We start from the raw sequence: 15,380 nt of genomic DNA on the forward strand, positions 1-15,380 counted from the left end.
CTCTACCTAATTCCAAACCTGGTTAAACCGCGGAGGCTCCCGAGACGATCTCGGTAAGTTCCTGGGTGATGCTGGCCTGACGAGCTTTGTTGTAAACCAACTGCAGCTCTTTGATCAGATTTCCGCCGTTATCGGTTGCAGCTTTCATTGCCACCATACGTGCGGCCTGCTCACTGGCCAGGTTTTCCACCACACCCTGATAAACCTGCGATTCGACATAGCGACGCAGCAGCGTATCCAGCAGCGCTTTCGGATCGGGCTCGTACAGGTAATCCCAGGTCTTCGCCTTCATCTCTTCTTCACCTTCCGCTGGCGGTAACGGCAGCAGTTGGGTAATGGTCGGAGTCTGAGACATGGTGTTGTTGAACTTGTTGTTAACAATGTACAGCTTGTCGATACGGCCTTCATCGTAGGCCTGCAACATCACTTTTACCGGGCCAATAAGATCAGACAGCGCAGGCTTATCGCCCATGCCAGTGACCTGTGCCACTACATTGCCACCAACAGCGCCGAAGAATGACACGCCTTTCGATCCCACAATGGCCAGATCGCTCTGTACGCCTTTGTCGGACCAGGCCTTCATCTCTGCCAGCAATTTTTTGAACAGGTTAACGTTCAAACCACCACAAAGCCCGCGGTCAGTCGAAACGACCAGGTAGCCGACGCGCTTAACGTCGCGCTCATCCAGGTAAGGGTGCTTGTATTCCAGATTGCCTAACGCAAGGTGACCAATCACTTTGCGCATGGTATCTGCATACGGACGGCTGGCCGCCATGCGTTCCTGCGTTTTACGCATTTTGGAGGCGGCGACCATTTCCATCGCTTTGGTGATCTTCTGCGTATTTTTTACGCTTCCAATCTTGGTACGTATTTCTTTTGCGCCGGCCATTAGCTTCTCCTCAAAGCCTTGCGGCCTGCCTTTTCAGACAAGCCGCCAGACATTACCAGGACTGGGTTGCTTTAAACGTCTCAAGGAGGCCTTTCAGCTTCTCTTCGATGTCGTTATTGAAGTTACCAGACTGGTTGATTTCAGCCATCAGATCGGCGTGATCGCGATCTGCGAACGCCAGCAGAGCCGCTTCGAAGCTACCAATTTTTGCCAGCTCAACGTCGTTCAGATAGCCGCGTTCCGCTGCGAAAAGAACCAGACCCTGTTGCGCGACAGACATCGGCGCATACTGTTTCTGCTTCAGCAGCTCGGTCACTTTCTGACCATGGCTCAGCTGTTTACGGGTTGCATCGTCCAGATCAGACGCAAACTGGGAGAATGCAGCCAGTTCACGGTACTGTGCCAGCGCGGTACGAATACCACCGGACAGTTTCTTGATGATCTTGGTCTGAGCAGCACCACCTACACGGGATACAGAGATACCCGGGTTAACAGCCGGACGGATACCGGAGTTGAACAGGTTAGATTCCAGGAAGATCTGACCATCAGTAATCGAGATTACGTTGGTCGGAACGAACGCAGAAACGTCACCCGCCTGAGTTTCGATGATAGGCAGTGCGGTCAGAGAACCGGTCTGGCCTTTTACTTCACCATTGGTGAAGCGCTCAACGTAGTCAGCGCTAACGCGTGATGCACGCTCCAGCAGGCGAGAGTGGAGATAGAACACGTCGCCCGGGAATGCTTCACGACCTGGTGGACGGCGCAGCAGCAGAGAAATCTGACGGTATGCAACAGCCTGCTTAGACAGGTCATCGTATACGATCAGCGCATCTTCACCGCGGTCACGGAAGTATTCGCCCATGGCGCAACCCGCATACGGAGCCAGGTACTGCAGTGCAGCAGACTCAGATGCAGAAGCCACAACAACGATGGTGTTAGACAGCGCACCGTGTTCTTCCAGTTTACGTACCACGTTAGAAATGGTTGACGCTTTCTGACCAATCGCAACGTAGACACACTTGATGCCTGAATCACGCTGGTTGATGATGGCGTCGATTGCCATCGCGGTTTTACCGGTCTGACGGTCACCGATGATCAGCTCACGCTGGCCACGGCCGATTGGAATCATCGCATCGACAGATTTGTAACCCGTCTGAACAGGCTGGTCTACGGACTGACGATCGATAACACCGGGTGCAATCACTTCGACTGGCGAGAAGCCGTCGTTGTCGATTGCGCCTTTACCGTCGATAGGTGCACCCAGGGTGTTCACCACGCGGCCCAGCAGGCCACGGCCAACCGGTACTTCCAGAATACGGCCAGTACACTTGACCTTCATGCCTTCGGCCAGGTCAGCATACGGACCCATCACCACGGCACCTACAGAGTCACGCTCGAGGTTCAGGGCGATAGCGTAACGGTTTCCCGGCAGGGAAATCATCTCACCCTGCATTACATCGGCCAGGCCGTGTACGCGGATGATACCGTCACTTACAGAAACAATAGTACCTTCATTGTGAGCTTCGCTCACGACATTGAACTGAGCAATGCGCTGCTTGATCAGTTCGCTGATTTCGGTGGAATTCAGTTGCATATGCTCCAGTCCCCTTAAGACTGCAAGACGTCTGCCAGACGGTCAAGACGGCCGCGTACGCTGCCATCAATCACCAGATCACCCGAACGGATGATCACGCCTGCCATCACAGACTTATCAATTTTGCAATTCAGCTTAACTTTGCGTGACAGACGTTTTTCCATCGCGGCGCTGATTTTAGTCAGCTGGTCGTCACTCAGCGTGCTGGCAGAAATGACATCCACTTCGGCCGTCGCTTCATACGCGTCCCGAAGTTGAATGAATTGCGCCAGTACAGCTGGAAGCGCTGTCAAACGTCCGTTTTCCGCCATCACCTTAATCAGGTTCTGCGCGGGTTCATCCAGTTGATCACCACAGACTGCGTTAAACGAGGCAGCCAACGCTTCAGGTGCTAACGCACCGGAAAGCAGGTCAGCCATCTGTTCATTGGCAGCCACTTCTGCGGCAAACGCCAGCATCTTTTGCCAGCGTTCAATACTTTGATGCTCAACAGCAAAGTCAAAAGCTGCTTTGGCGTAGGGGCGAGCTACAGTAATCAGATCAGACATCAGCCCCTCCCTCCTTACAGTTCAGCGACCAGTTTATCAACGATGTCGCTGTTAGCAGCTTCATCCACGGAACGTTCGATGATCTTCTCGGCGCCAGCCATTGCCAGCAACGCGACTTGCTTACGCAGTTCTTCACGTGCACGTTTACGCTCGGCGTCAATTTCAGCCTGCGCTTGTGCCACGATGCGAGTACGTTCGTTATCAGCTTCAGTCTTGGCTTCGTCCAGAATCTGCGTGCGACGCTTGTTCGCCTGCTCGATAATGACCTGAGCTTCCTCTTTCGCTTTTTTCAGCTGGTCGGTCGCATTAGCCTGCGCGAGATCCAAATCTTTCTTCGCGCGTTCAGCAGAAGCAAGGCCTTCAGCAATTTCTTTCTGGCGCTTTTCGATGGCAGCCATAATCGGCGGCCATACGTACTTCATGCAGAACGCGACAAACAGGATGAACGCGATGGCCTGGCCGAGGATTGTTGCATTAATGTTCACAGCACAATGCCTCTAATTAAGTAGTAAACTTTTCTGCCGCTATCAGTGATAAACGGCAGAATCCGTTCACGCCTGCGCCGGGCGCAGAGTGAACACAGGGCTTTAGGCGACAGCAAACATCACGTAGAGGCCCAGACCAACAGCGATCATTGGGATTGCATCCACCAGACCCATTACAACAAAGAACTGCGTGCGCAGCAGAGGAATCAGGTCAGGCTGACGAGCAGCGCCTTCCAGGAATTTTCCTCCGAGGATGCCGATACCGATCGCAGCACCGATTGCCGCCAGTCCCATCATCACAGCGGCAGCCATGTACAGCAGATCCATATTCAGGTTTTCCATGACAGTCTCCAGTTTGTTTCAGTTAAACGCGTATTGTTGAGAAAAAAATCAATGTTCTTCAGATGCCATCGACAGATAGACAATCGTGAGGACCATGAAGATGAAAGCCTGTAGCGAAATGATCAGGATGTGGAAAATGGCCCACGGCACATTCAGAACCCACTGTGACCACCACGGCAACAGACCGGCAATAAGGATAAAGATCAGTTCACCCGCATACATGTTACCGAACAGTCGCAGACCGAGAGAAACCGGTTTGGACAGCAGGCTAACACCTTCCAGAATCAGGTTGATGGGGATAAAGATCGGGTGATTAAAAGGCTGCAGCGTCAGCTCTTTCGTGAAGCCGCCAATGCCTTTCATTTTGATGCTGTAGAACAGAATCAAAATAAAGACGCCCAACGCCATAGATAACGTGATGTTCACGTCTGCGGACGGCACAACGCGAAGCGCTGGCAGGCCTAACCAATGCTCACCGATATACGGCAGCAGATCGATTGGCAGCAGATCCATGAAGTTCATCAGGAAGACCCAGACAAAAATTGTCAGAGCCAGCGGGGCGATAAGTTTACTTTTACCGTGATACATGTCGCGCACGTTGCTATCAACGAAACCGACAACCAGCTCGATAGCCGCCTGCATTTTCCCTGGCACACCGCTGGTGACGCTTTTCGCCACGCTACGGAACAACACCAGGAAGATAACTCCCAGCACCAGAGAGAAAAACATGGAATCGATATTTAATACCCAGAACGTCGCGGGAGCGTCGTGAGCATTCACTAACTCGAAGGTACGCAGGTCCAACTGAAGATGAGTCAGGTGGTGACCAATGTACTCTTGCGGAGTAGAGATTTCTCCTGCAGCCATGATGCCTCTTACCCTTTGTTGTTAATTACCGCCGGTGCCAACATCTGTACGACCAGCACCGATAACCAGGCTACTCCGACCGGCCAAAAGACCGCATCGAATATACCCAACGCCACAATGAGCAAAATAATGGTCGCGAACACTTTGGCTATTTCACCCAAAGCAAAGCTCCATGCGACGCGCCCCGATGCCGGGGTTTGCCCTTGCAGGCGCCAGGCTATAAACAAGAACAACACGTTCGGCAGCCAGGCTGCCACGCCGCCAGCAAGTGCAGAGGCGCCCCAGGTCATATCTTTCAGGGCAAAAAAGAGAACACCGACGATGACAATGGTCACTAACTGAATCATCAGCACCGTTCGGGCGTATTTTACACTGTAAAGAGACACTGACATGACGCTGATACTCTCCTGCCCCTTTAGGGGTATGTCGCGTGTCGTATAAGACTGCCTTTGTGCATTTGAGTCAAGTAGCAAAAGCCGTGCAAATTATACGGGCCGCACCTGTGATTTCAATCGTTAAGTAACGAAAAGGTGAACAATTATCTAAATTTCTTTCCGAAGGACTATTTTTCCAAAGATAGAGAGCAGGTCGTTACGAATTACACGCCGAAAAGTTCGGTCGTCATGCTGTTTTAAAGCGTGCTTTAGATCACATAATAAGCATTCGCACCGTAGCAGGTTTTATCGTCCTGTAATTACCTGAGCTAAGAATCAATAAATAAACCCTTTATGGACAGTCACTTAAAAAGAATTACCGCCTCATTTTTTCGTAATGGCGATAAAAAGGGTCTATTGACATCGAAGACGGGTTCAGAATCGTAAAATGCTTATTCCCCGTGACCACATTTCATTGCCGTTTAACCGGAGAATGGGTGATTCACACCTGGAAAATTCCAGGAATGCGTGATTATTTTGATAAAAAGTTGTGAATTAAAAGTTAAATGTGAAAAAGTTTTTCAGATAATTTCCGGGTGGGTATTTAACATTGCGAGGTGAAATAACCGATGAGACAAATGTCGCCCTACCGCATCTTTGGTAACACGTGCACCGTGCCTCGTCGTCGCGCACGGTGCAGACTTCAGCTATTCACGTCCGATAATGACCAGGTGACGTTCACCCTCAAGCTGAGGAACCCGCAATGCAACCACGCCATCAAGCGCATAGCCCGCAGGCAGGTTGGCAATTTCATCATCAGGCCGTACGCCTTTAAGAGCATAAAAGTGGCCGTCTTCCGCCGGTAAGTGGTGGCACCAGCTCACCATATCGTCCAGGGAGGCAAAAGCACGGCTGATGACGCCGTCAAATGGCGGCTCTGCAGGAAAGTCCTCTACCCTGCTCTGCACTGGCGTGATATTGGTCAAACCGAGTTCATGCTGGACCTGCCGTAAAAAACGCACACGCTTACCGAGGCTGTCCAGTAAAGTGAAATGCGCATCAGGCATGACGATGGACAGAGGAATACCAGGTAAGCCCGGCCCTGTCCCGACATCGATAAAGCGGGCACCTTTAAGATGCGGCGCAACCACAATGCTGTCCAGAATATGGCGCACCAGCATCTGCTGGGGATCCCGTACGGACGTCAGATTGTAGGCTTTATTCCATTTATCCAGCAGCCCGACGTAGGCTACCAGTTGCTGTTTTTGTTGATCGGTAAGAGAAATGTTTGCCGCTTGCAGCAGCGAAGTGAGTTTGTTGATCACAGCATCAGTCCAGTCAGCGGGGGCGGGTAAGCCCGCCCCGGTTCAGATCAGGCGCTTTTGCGCAACAGACCTTGTTTTTTCAGGTAAATAAGTAAAATCGAGATTGCCGCAGGCGTAATGCCTGAAATGCGTGACGCCTGACCAATTGACGTGGGTTTATGATCGTTCAGCTTGGCGATAACTTCATTGGACAGACCGCTGACCTGACGATAATCCAGCGTCGCAGGCAGTAGTGTATTTTCGTTACGCAGCTGACGTTCAATCTCTTCCTGCTGGCGCGCAATATAACCTTCGTATTTCACCTGGATTTCGACCTGCTCAGCAGCCTGCTCATCGGTTAACGCCGGGCCAAATGCTTCCAGCGTCATCAGTTTCAGGTAGGTCATTTCAGGACGACGGAGCAAATCTTCACCGCTGGCTTCTTTCGTCAACGGTGCGCTGGTTACGGTATTCACGTCGGCGATGTTTGCGGATTTAGGATGGACCCAAATATCACGCAGTCGCTGACGCTCCTGCTCGATCGCTTCCAGCTTCTGGTTAAAGCGCGCCCAGCGCGCATCGTCCACCAGACCGAGTTCGCGACCCGTTTCCGTCAGACGCAAATCGGCGTTGTCTTCACGCAGCATCAAACGGTATTCAGCACGCGAGGTAAACATGCGATACGGTTCTTTGGTGCCGAGCGTACAAAGATCGTCCACCAGCACGCCCAGATAGGCCTGGTCACGACGCGGCGCCCAGCTTTCCTTATCAGCAGACTGTCTTGCCGCATTCAGGCCTGCCAGCAAGCCCTGGGCCGCCGCTTCTTCGTAACCGGTGGTGCCGTTGATCTGGCCAGCAAAGAACAGACCGGCAATAAATTTGCTTTCCAGCGTGGGTTTCAGATCACGTGGGTCAAAAAAATCATACTCAATGGCATAGCCCGGGCGCACGATTTTTGCATTTTCCATACCCTGCATAGAACGTACGATCTGCATCTGCACATCGAATGGCAGGCTGGTGGAGATACCGTTCGGGTAGATCTCGTTACTGGTCAGCCCTTCAGGCTCAAGGAAAATCTGATGCGAATTGCGATCGGCAAAGCGCATGACTTTGTCTTCAATCGAAGGGCAATAGCGTGGGCCGATCCCTTCGATGATCCCGGCATACATCGGGCTACGATCGAGGTTATTGCGGATCACATCATGCGTTTTTTCATTGGTATAGGTGATCCAGCACGGAACCTGCTGAGGATGCTGTGACGCGCTTCCCATGAACGAAAACACAGGCATGGGGTTGTCGCCATGCTGCGGCGATAACACGCTGAAGTCGATGCTACGTGCGTCAATACGCGGCGGTGTGCCGGTTTTCAGACGATTAACACGTAAGGGTAACGCCCGCAGACGTTTCGCCAGCGGGATAGAAGGGGGATCACCCGCGCGTCCACCGCTGTAGTTATCCAGCCCGATATGAATTTTCCCGTCAAGGAACGTGCCCACGGTTAACACAACGGTTTTGGCACGGAACTTCAGGCCCATTTGCGTCACAGCACCGACGACACGATCGTTTTCAACGATGAGATCATCGACGGCCTGCTGGAAGATCATCAGGTTGGGCTGATTCTCCAGTGCTGTACGCACAGCCTGACGGTAAAGCACGCGGTCGGCCTGCGCACGCGTTGCCCGAACAGCAGGGCCTTTACTGGCGTTTAGTATCCTAAACTGAATGCCGGCCTGGTCGATCGCGCTGGCCATCAAACCGCCTAAGGCATCCACTTCCTTTACCAAATGTCCTTTGCCGATACCACCGATCGCCGGATTGCAGGACATTTGTCCCAGCGTATCAATGTTATGGGTCAGTAACAGGGTTTGCTGACCCATTCGGGCTGCTGCCATGGCAGCTTCCGTGCCCGCATGACCACCACCAATAACGATGACGTCAAAAGGATCTTGATAAAACATGAAGTGGTACCTCGTTGATGAATAGTCAGAGATCGTTCTCTCTGGGCGGTGGATTCTACTGAAATTATGGCTGAGGCGAAAGCAGCGGGATCGTCAGGTTTAAAAGATAAGATCTTTATTCTTTATATGATCTCTCTGTTAGATCTCTTATTAGGATCGCCATGCCTTGTGGATATCTGCGGAAACCTCAAAGGAAACAAGTTGGTAGCGAGGATCGATACCTGTGAATGATCGGTGATCCCGATCCGTATAAGCTGGGATCAAAACAGGTCCTTATCCACAGCTCAGAAAGTAAACTACGGTTGTTCTTTGGATAACTACCGGTTATACGCAGAAAAGCAGGGTAGTTATCCACAAAACAAACAGCAGGATCCGACGAAAAACAATATTATCTGCTGGGGATCGTCATTATTTCACGATCCCACACCCGCTCAGATCGCGGATTTCCAGGTCATCACCCATTCTTCAGCCGGATCTTCAGGGATCTCATGTTCGAGAATGTCGATTTCCAGTCGTTCACCGATACGCTGCGCGCCGCAGGCAATCAGCAGAGCATCAATATTGCGGATGGCGCCACAAAACAGATCGTACTCATGATTGCCAATGCCAACAGCCCCAAAACGGACGGCAGACAGATCGGGACGGCTTTCATTAATAGCATCATAAAAAGGTTGCAGATTGTCAGGTAACTCACCGGCGCCGTGGGTTGAACTTACCACCAGCCAGATGCCTTCCTGCGGCACCTCTCCCAGCTCAGGGCCATGCAGCATCTGCGTAGAGAAGCCCGCTTCCTGCAGTTTTTCTTCGAGATGTTCGGCAACATATTCGGCGCTGCCTAAGGTGCTGCCACTGATTAACGTAATGTCGGCCATCGTGCTCTCCTGAGGTGAAGCCGGTATTGTACGCTGTGATCAAGCAGTGATCCACCTGTGGAAAACAAGGTTATTAGGTTAGATAAACCCGATACAGCCGTTGTCAGACGGCTGATCGTCAAAGGATAAGATTGTGCACAAGCCGGTGGAAAGATCAGGGCTTGATGGTTCGCATAATTGGATTTTGCAGTGAGATCAGTGTCTCAGTGGACTGGATTTCGTCGATGGTCTGGATCTTATTGATTAACACCTGCTGCAGGGCATCGATAGAACGACACATGACTTTAATGAAAATACTGTAGTGCCCGGTGGTGTACCAGGCTTCCACGACCTCATCCAGGGCTTCAAGCTTGCTGAGGGCTGCCGGGTAATCACGGGCGCTTTTCAGGATAATGCCGATAAAACAGCAGACATCAAAACCCAGCTGACGCGGGTCGATCTCGACCCGCGTGCCCAGAATGATGCCCGCCTGCTTCATCTTTTCGACGCGTACATGAATCGTTCCCGGACTGACATTGAACTGTTTGGCCAGCTCGGCGTAGGCGGTTCGCGCATTTTCCAGCAGGGCATTCAGAATGCCCCGGTCCAGATTATCCAGCTGCAGATGGTCAGGCATTGTCATCCTCGTTATCGTTTTTCTTCAATGAACTGAGGAGAATGTGCAGCAAAATAACGGCCCTGGCAACCAACGGACAGCGGCACGTGCCGCTGCCCACGGGTTAACGCTTACGCCAGAGCGTGACCTGGGCAAGCGTGTGCTGGAACTTACGGGCGGTTTCACGAATCACAAACGGCACGTCCTGTGGCGAACCGATTTGCTCAAAGTCTGCCGCCAGCAGGCGTTGTAGCGCCTGTAAGGTCGTCAGCGCTTCGCCATTTTCCCTTACCCCGCCCAACCAGTTTTCCTTCGGCGTAAACTCTTCAAGCCAGGTGTATGGCGATGACAGAACCAGAAGGCCACCCGAGCGGATCATGGGGGTGACATCATGAAGGAACCGGGCCGGCTGGCGCAGGCGATCAATCAGATTTGATGCCAGGACCAGATCGTAACGTGTAGGCTGGGGTTTCATATTACAGGCATCACCCTGGATAAACTGAATACGCTTTGCCTGTTCGCTGGTAACAGAAAAGTCCTTAAGCCTTACCTGACGATACTCAACCAACTCGCCTTCTTCCGGCACGACATAACGGAAATCCTCACCCGTGGTCAGCTGTAACGCGACATCAATAAAGCGTGCCGAGTAATCCATGCCGGTCACATGCGCAAAGTGACGAGCCAGCTCAAAGCTCGCGCGGCCCGTCGCGCAGCCGATATCCAGTGCCTCTCCGCGGTTCTTACAGTGCGGCAGCGCCAGTGTGACCAGCGCTTCTGCATAGTTATCAACGCCGAAATACCGTGGGCCGTATTGGAAATCGAGATATTGTGAAACCATGCTGTCGGTTTCATAAGGGTTCAGCGCCATGGTTTCCTGATGGGAAGAAACGACATAGCGGAAGCCGGCATGCTGGAAAAAGTGGCGACGGAAGGCATAACGTGACGATTTAATGGCTTCATTGCCAGTCGATATCCAACTGCCACCTTTAATAAGTGAATGCTTACCATCAAAGGTAGGTGTCGAGAAATCATCGTAAAGGGGATGAACTTTGAAGCCCTCAAAGCCATTGGTTGGCGTAGTCGTCCACTGCCAGACGTTCCCCACGATGTCAAAGAACTCACCCTGTGGGAAGCGATCAACAGGACAGGATGAAGCCCAGTAGGCCAGGTTTATGTTGCCCGGCGCCTGATCCCAGTCTGGCTGGTCGCCTTCAACCTGTTCACGCAACTGGTACCATTCTGCTTCGCAAGGCAACTGCACAGATTTTCCGGTTTCCTCGGCTTTCCAGCGGCAAAACGCGGCCGCTTCCAACTGATTCACCTCAGCAGGCCAGTCCCATGGCATTGCCACTTCTTCGCACATCAAACGCAGTTTTAGCTGATCGGGCATCGCGGCGTTGCCGACCCAGAAGGTCGGCATTGTCGCCCTGGCAAACTTACGCCAGCCCAGCCCTTCTTCATCCCACCAGCGATCGTTCTGGTAACCGCCCGCTTCGATAAAGGTATAAAACTCGGCATTACTGACCAGCATTTTGCTGGCTTTAAACGGTTTCAGCTCTGTCTGCTGCGTGCCGTATTCATTGTCCCAGCCGTAGGTGTCATCGGTTTTACCCAGCGTAATCAGTCCGCCTGGCTGAGAAACCAGGCTGTTTGTCGGGACGGACTGGCGATCGTGACGCGCTTCGCTGCAGACCGGCCATTGTGGTTGCGGTTTTACCCATTCAACCGGTAACTGCCGAATCAGTACGCTGGATGTTTCAAGATGAATACGTTCATGCTCAATGCCCATCAAAATAACCCAGGCCGGACTGTCCCAGCTAACAGGCAATTCCAGCGGCATCGTTTCAATAAACTGCGTCACCAGTGCTTTCACACTGCCGCGATAATCGCGTACAGCTTCCACTGAAGGCCAGTCATAGTGACTGTCATTAAGATCATCCCAGCTCATTTCATCGACGCCTATTGCCAGCATCGCTTCGATGCGATCGTCAATACGTGAGTCGATGTAGCGGCCTGCCATGAGCTTGTTTATATAAAAGGTGGCGGTGTGGCCGAAATAGAAGATCAGCGGATGACGCAGCGGTATCGCTTTTGTAAACCAGGCGCGTTGATCGTTGAGGCAGGTAAACAGATCCTCGTACAGCGCCCAGGTCTGGTTGAAATAAGCCAGGAGCTCGGCACGTTTTTGTTCGACGTTTTGGCCAGAGAGCAGCGGTGTTCGGGTTGGGGCTGGCAAATCATGATGGTGTTGAACAGCGTTCACAGGACACTCCAGATTGCTGAATAAGTAATTGCAGATATTTACTATAAAGCAAAATGGGATTTCTGCCGTAGGGCTTAACGGCGCCAGTGACGCAATAAACGGCTTTTTATGCCGGTATCAAAACGCCAGATATGGTCAAAGATACGCATGATGCCGGGTTTTCCGTGCGCAGACATGGCGACAGCGTGAAAGCGTTGCTGCTGCTGTTGCTGGCGATGTTTAACGCTGCGCACAACCTCATCTGGCAGGCGTTGCGCGATAAAATCAGACACGATGACGGCATCCGCATCCTGCCATTGCGGCCCTTCCATGCGGGCAATGACGGCGGAAAGGCAGGCTGCCAGGTCGGTGCCACCGCGAAAACGCTGGCTGAGAAAACGAATGGCCTGCTCCAGTCCGTCATCGCCCGTTAATTCGTAACCAATTACGTCATGCGCGAATAACATGATGTAACAGCGCCGCCGATCGGCCAGCGCAATCTTGAGAAGGGCCAGGCAAAAGGCTTTTGCACATCGCTCATTGAAACCGCCCATCGAGCCGGACGTATCGACACAAACGATAAAGGGGCCACGTGGCTGTTCTTCATGCTGCTGGTGGCTGACCGGACGCTGAGTGATCTTTTCGTGCCAGGCGTCACCCTGAAGTTTGTAAGTAAGTAATCGCTTCTCTACCAGGCGGCGGTAAAACTCAAGTTCCAGTTCACTGACGCTTAATGCCGCAAGCTCAGGCGGTAATAAACGCAGCACATCATCGCTCTGATGAATGCCGCTGACTTCTTCCGGCACGGCATCCGGTTCGCGTACCAGATGATGGAATGTTTCCAGCGGGGCATCCTGTGAAGGCACCGACTTTGCTTCCCGGCTGCGGCCCAGTTGCTGAGCCAGCTTCATTAATTCAGGCTGCTGCGCAAGAAAATCCCCATATTGCAGCATCAACTGGTAATCGCCGTGCTGGAGCGGGGCTTTGCCCATATCCCACAAGCGTCCGGCTGCGGCTTCGTCATCATCCGCCAGTACCGGCGCCAGCTGCCCGCTCAGTGCCATACGTTGCTGCAACTCTGCCATCAGACGTTCACGCTGCTGCTCAAGGAGTTGTTCATTCAGCGTGAGCGTTTGCAGTGTGAGGCTGAGCCGCCAGCGTTGCAGGAATAAGGTATGTTGTGCGGTGCTGAGATTACCGGGATCGTTATGCAGCAGCAGCCGTCGAGCTTCCTCTAAGAAAGGGGATGTCAGGCGTTCGAGGTGAGCAAGCGTTTCATCAAGCTGCTGGCTAAATTCACGATCGCTGAGTAACTGAATACGCTGAAACAGCTGAAATTCTTCCGCCAGCATGTCGGGAACGGGCGTGGCTTTGAGTTCGGCGTCAATCTCGGCTTTCCAGCGAGGGACGTCACGTAGCAGCGCCTTCTTCATACCGGGGAATTTTTCAAAGAAAAGCGCCAGCTGTGGAGACGCGAGTAAGGCCAGAATAAGCTCTTCAATCAGGTCCGTTTCGCCGATTGACAGCAATGTACTCAGCGTCTCCAGTGAGATCATTTACGCGCCTGTTTGAGCTGTTCCGCCACATCCTGCAGGCTGGTTTCGACGCGTGCCAGCCAGTCATCGCTGATAAACAGGCAACGTTGCTGCTGGCTGAAAAGGTGACGCTGTTGACGCAACTGGCCGTCAAGTTCATCCAGCGCGTCGCTGATTTCCTGCGGCAAGGCATCGGCGCTGCTGGCACCCGGCAATGTCAGCCTGGCGGTTTGCAAACTGACGTCGCGTATCGCCAGGCAGTGCTGCGCATCCACCAGCAAATCCAGCGTCTGCGCAAAACCGATGCCATTTAATTTACCGCGCACATCACCACCTTTTTGCAGCCAGTGATCCAGCGCTTCGCGCTCGATCACCAAATGCGTCACCTGCATGTCGTGCAGCACAAGGGGTTTCTGCAACATCAGGGTTAACTGTGCCTCGGTAAAGCTTTCGGGCAAATCGTAATGGGGTTTACGGCTAAACATACCGCTGTGTTTTTCCAGCGTAATTGCAGCAGCGACGCTTTGCTGCTGTTGCAACGCCAGCCGACGCGCTTTGAGCTGCTGGAGTTTCAGCAGGATCGTTTGCTGTTGCCAGGCGTGCTGCGTCATCAACTGATCGATTTCACTGTCCAGAATTTTCATCGATGCGACGTCGTGCCACAGGCAGTCCTTAAGCAGGATCAGATCGAGGGGCGCTATCGCATTGCGGCCACTGTAAAAAGCGCTGGCCTGCAACAGGTGAATGGCTTTTTTCCAGCGGCGATCGGAAATGTAGGGTGCCTCTGGTAGCTTCTCCAGGTGCTGACGTAGCTGGTAAATCAGTTCAAAGACATTATCCGGCAACGCAACCTGACTGATGCCTTGCTGCCATTGCACATATTCTTCGTCACTGATGCGCAGCGACTCGGCTACCGGATTGTCATTTTCATCCTGCTGGTGGGTCAGCATGCTGCGGAAGTTTTGTTTTTCATGCACGTTGTCCAGCCACAGGCGGATCAACATACGGTCATACAGGGCTTCCAGTCCGCTGTCGGCTTCCGGTAACTCATTCGAGGCGGTGACCAGCAGGCGCATCGGAATTTTTTCTTCGCTATCGCCATTGCGAAAGCGGCGTTCGTTGATGGCGGTGAGCAGCGTATTCAGGATGGCCGGGCCGGCTTTCCAGATCTCATCCAGAAAAACGATTTCAGCGTCCGGTAAATAACCTTTGGTCAGCCTCTGATAGCGGCCTTCATCTTTCAATGCCTGGATGGAAAGGGGACCAAAGACTTCTTCCGGTGTGGAGAAGCGGGTCATCAAATATTCAAAGGCACGGGCATGTTGAAAGGCGCATTTCAGTCGGCGGGCAATCAGGCTTTTTGCAATACCTGGCGGGCCAAGTAAAAAAACGCTTTCGCCGCTAAGTGCGGCCAGCAGGCAAAGGCGAATGGCATGATGTCGCTCATACAAACCTTTTTCTAACGCATTGCTGAGCCGAGAAATTCTTTCTGCCAAAAGATGGGGTTGAGCCATAATCACATCTATGTCCTTACGATCGTCGAGCCGCAGCGTTTTAGCGAACGCAATACTCTATAGGGTATGATGCGCGAAAGCGTTAATCGATGTCAGCTTTTTTGTTTCATAAGGTTCGATAGCGCGGCTTTTAATGTTAATAAGAACGCAAGAAATCAGGGGATGACCGCCTGTAACCCTGACGGCGGAGTATAAATTTTCGTGAATACGTGCATACTGTGCGCTTTTTGATGGCTTGAGCGCCTCTCAGAATCTAACAAA

14 protein-coding genes are annotated in these 15,380 nt (G+C 52.4%); all 14 read right to left on the minus strand.

The genetic code is table 11. The features are described 5' to 3' along the window. Positions 1 to 22 precede the first annotated feature (22 nt). The gene (atpG, locus tag C1N59_RS00290) at positions 23 to 889 is read right to left on the minus strand and encodes a F0F1 ATP synthase subunit gamma (RefSeq protein WP_006121201.1); all 867 of its coding nucleotides are present in this window, start codon (positions 887 to 889) and stop codon (positions 23 to 25) included. Between the two features lie 52 nt (positions 890 to 941). Then, positions 942 to 2,483 (minus strand): F0F1 ATP synthase subunit alpha, encoded by a 1,542-nt coding sequence (gene atpA / locus C1N59_RS00295; protein WP_172913542.1) that lies wholly within the window; start codon positions 2,481 to 2,483, stop codon positions 942 to 944. Positions 2,484 to 2,497: 14 nt separating this feature from the next. Then, the gene (atpH, locus tag C1N59_RS00300) at positions 2,498 to 3,031 is read right to left on the minus strand and encodes a F0F1 ATP synthase subunit delta (protein ID WP_006121199.1); all 534 of its coding nucleotides are present in this window, start codon (positions 3,029 to 3,031) and stop codon (positions 2,498 to 2,500) included. Positions 3,032 to 3,045: 14 nt separating this feature from the next. After that, on the minus strand, positions 3,046 to 3,516 hold the full coding sequence (atpF, locus tag C1N59_RS00305; protein WP_013023933.1) for a F0F1 ATP synthase subunit B: 471 nt from the start codon (positions 3,514 to 3,516) through the stop codon (positions 3,046 to 3,048). Between the two features lie 102 nt (positions 3,517 to 3,618). Next, positions 3,619 to 3,858 (minus strand): F0F1 ATP synthase subunit C, encoded by a 240-nt coding sequence (atpE, locus tag C1N59_RS00310; RefSeq protein ID WP_003849523.1) that lies wholly within the window; start codon positions 3,856 to 3,858, stop codon positions 3,619 to 3,621. A gap of 48 nt (positions 3,859 to 3,906) precedes the next feature. After that, a complete protein-coding gene (gene atpB, locus C1N59_RS00315) occupies positions 3,907 to 4,725 on the minus strand; it encodes a F0F1 ATP synthase subunit A (protein ID WP_033737226.1) in 819 nt (272 codons plus the stop codon). Between the two features lie 8 nt (positions 4,726 to 4,733). After that, entirely contained in the window at positions 4,734 to 5,117 is a 384-nt protein-coding gene (gene atpI, locus C1N59_RS00320) for a F0F1 ATP synthase subunit I (protein ID WP_039339142.1), read from the minus strand. Between the two features lie 689 nt (positions 5,118 to 5,806). Continuing rightward, the gene (gene rsmG, locus C1N59_RS00325; protein ID WP_039339140.1) at positions 5,807 to 6,424 is read right to left on the minus strand and encodes a 16S rRNA (guanine(527)-N(7))-methyltransferase RsmG; all 618 of its coding nucleotides are present in this window, start codon (positions 6,422 to 6,424) and stop codon (positions 5,807 to 5,809) included. Positions 6,425 to 6,471: 47 nt separating this feature from the next. Further along, positions 6,472 to 8,361, minus strand: a complete 1,890-nt coding sequence (gene mnmG / locus C1N59_RS00330) for a tRNA uridine-5-carboxymethylaminomethyl(34) synthesis enzyme MnmG (RefSeq protein WP_033737220.1) — start codon at positions 8,359 to 8,361, stop codon at positions 6,472 to 6,474. 431 nt (positions 8,362 to 8,792) lie between these two features. Next, positions 8,793 to 9,233, minus strand: coding sequence for an FMN-binding protein MioC (mioC, locus tag C1N59_RS00335; RefSeq protein WP_006121193.1), 441 nt, complete (start codon positions 9,231 to 9,233; stop codon positions 8,793 to 8,795). 154 nt (positions 9,234 to 9,387) lie between these two features. Next, on the minus strand, positions 9,388 to 9,849 hold the full coding sequence (gene asnC / locus C1N59_RS00340) for a transcriptional regulator AsnC (RefSeq protein ID WP_006121192.1): 462 nt from the start codon (positions 9,847 to 9,849) through the stop codon (positions 9,388 to 9,390). Between the two features lie 103 nt (positions 9,850 to 9,952). After that, positions 9,953 to 12,091 (minus strand): 5-histidylcysteine sulfoxide synthase, encoded by a 2,139-nt coding sequence (gene ovoA / locus C1N59_RS00345; RefSeq protein WP_394550154.1) that lies wholly within the window; start codon positions 12,089 to 12,091, stop codon positions 9,953 to 9,955. A gap of 74 nt (positions 12,092 to 12,165) precedes the next feature. Continuing rightward, a complete protein-coding gene (gene viaA, locus C1N59_RS00350) occupies positions 12,166 to 13,626 on the minus strand; it encodes an ATPase RavA stimulator ViaA (RefSeq protein WP_033737214.1) in 1,461 nt (486 codons plus the stop codon). After that, a complete protein-coding gene (gene ravA / locus C1N59_RS00355; RefSeq protein ID WP_033737396.1) occupies positions 13,623 to 15,119 on the minus strand; it encodes an ATPase RavA in 1,497 nt (498 codons plus the stop codon). The genes viaA and ravA overlap by 4 nt, the downstream gene beginning before the upstream one ends. Positions 15,120 to 15,380 lie beyond the last annotated feature (261 nt).

Source organism: Pantoea sp. SGAir0183 (genome assembly GCF_043545505.1).

Excerpts from the sequence above, each read along its gene's own strand:
- atpG (WP_006121201.1), bottom strand. The coding sequence starts at position 889 with ATGGCCGGCGCAAAAGAAATACGTACCAAGATTGGAAGCGTAAAAAAT.
- atpA (WP_172913542.1), bottom strand. The coding sequence starts at position 2,483 with ATGCAACTGAATTCCACCGAAATCAGCGAACTGATCAAGCAGCGCATT.
- atpH (WP_006121199.1), bottom strand. The coding sequence starts at position 3,031 with ATGTCTGATCTGATTACTGTAGCTCGCCCCTACGCCAAAGCAGCTTTT.
- atpE (WP_003849523.1), bottom strand. The coding sequence starts at position 3,858 with ATGGAAAACCTGAATATGGATCTGCTGTACATGGCTGCCGCTGTGATG.
- atpB (WP_033737226.1), bottom strand. The coding sequence starts at position 4,725 with ATGGCTGCAGGAGAAATCTCTACTCCGCAAGAGTACATTGGTCACCAC.
- atpI (WP_039339142.1), bottom strand. The coding sequence starts at position 5,117 with ATGTCAGTGTCTCTTTACAGTGTAAAATACGCCCGAACGGTGCTGATG.
- mnmG (WP_033737220.1), bottom strand. The coding sequence starts at position 8,361 with ATGTTTTATCAAGATCCTTTTGACGTCATCGTTATTGGTGGTGGTCAT.
- mioC (WP_006121193.1), bottom strand. The coding sequence starts at position 9,233 with ATGGCCGACATTACGTTAATCAGTGGCAGCACCTTAGGCAGCGCCGAA.
- asnC (WP_006121192.1), bottom strand. The coding sequence starts at position 9,849 with ATGCCTGACCATCTGCAGCTGGATAATCTGGACCGGGGCATTCTGAAT.
- viaA (WP_033737214.1), bottom strand. The coding sequence starts at position 13,626 with ATGATCTCACTGGAGACGCTGAGTACATTGCTGTCAATCGGCGAAACG.
- ravA (WP_033737396.1), bottom strand. The coding sequence starts at position 15,119 with ATGGCTCAACCCCATCTTTTGGCAGAAAGAATTTCTCGGCTCAGCAAT.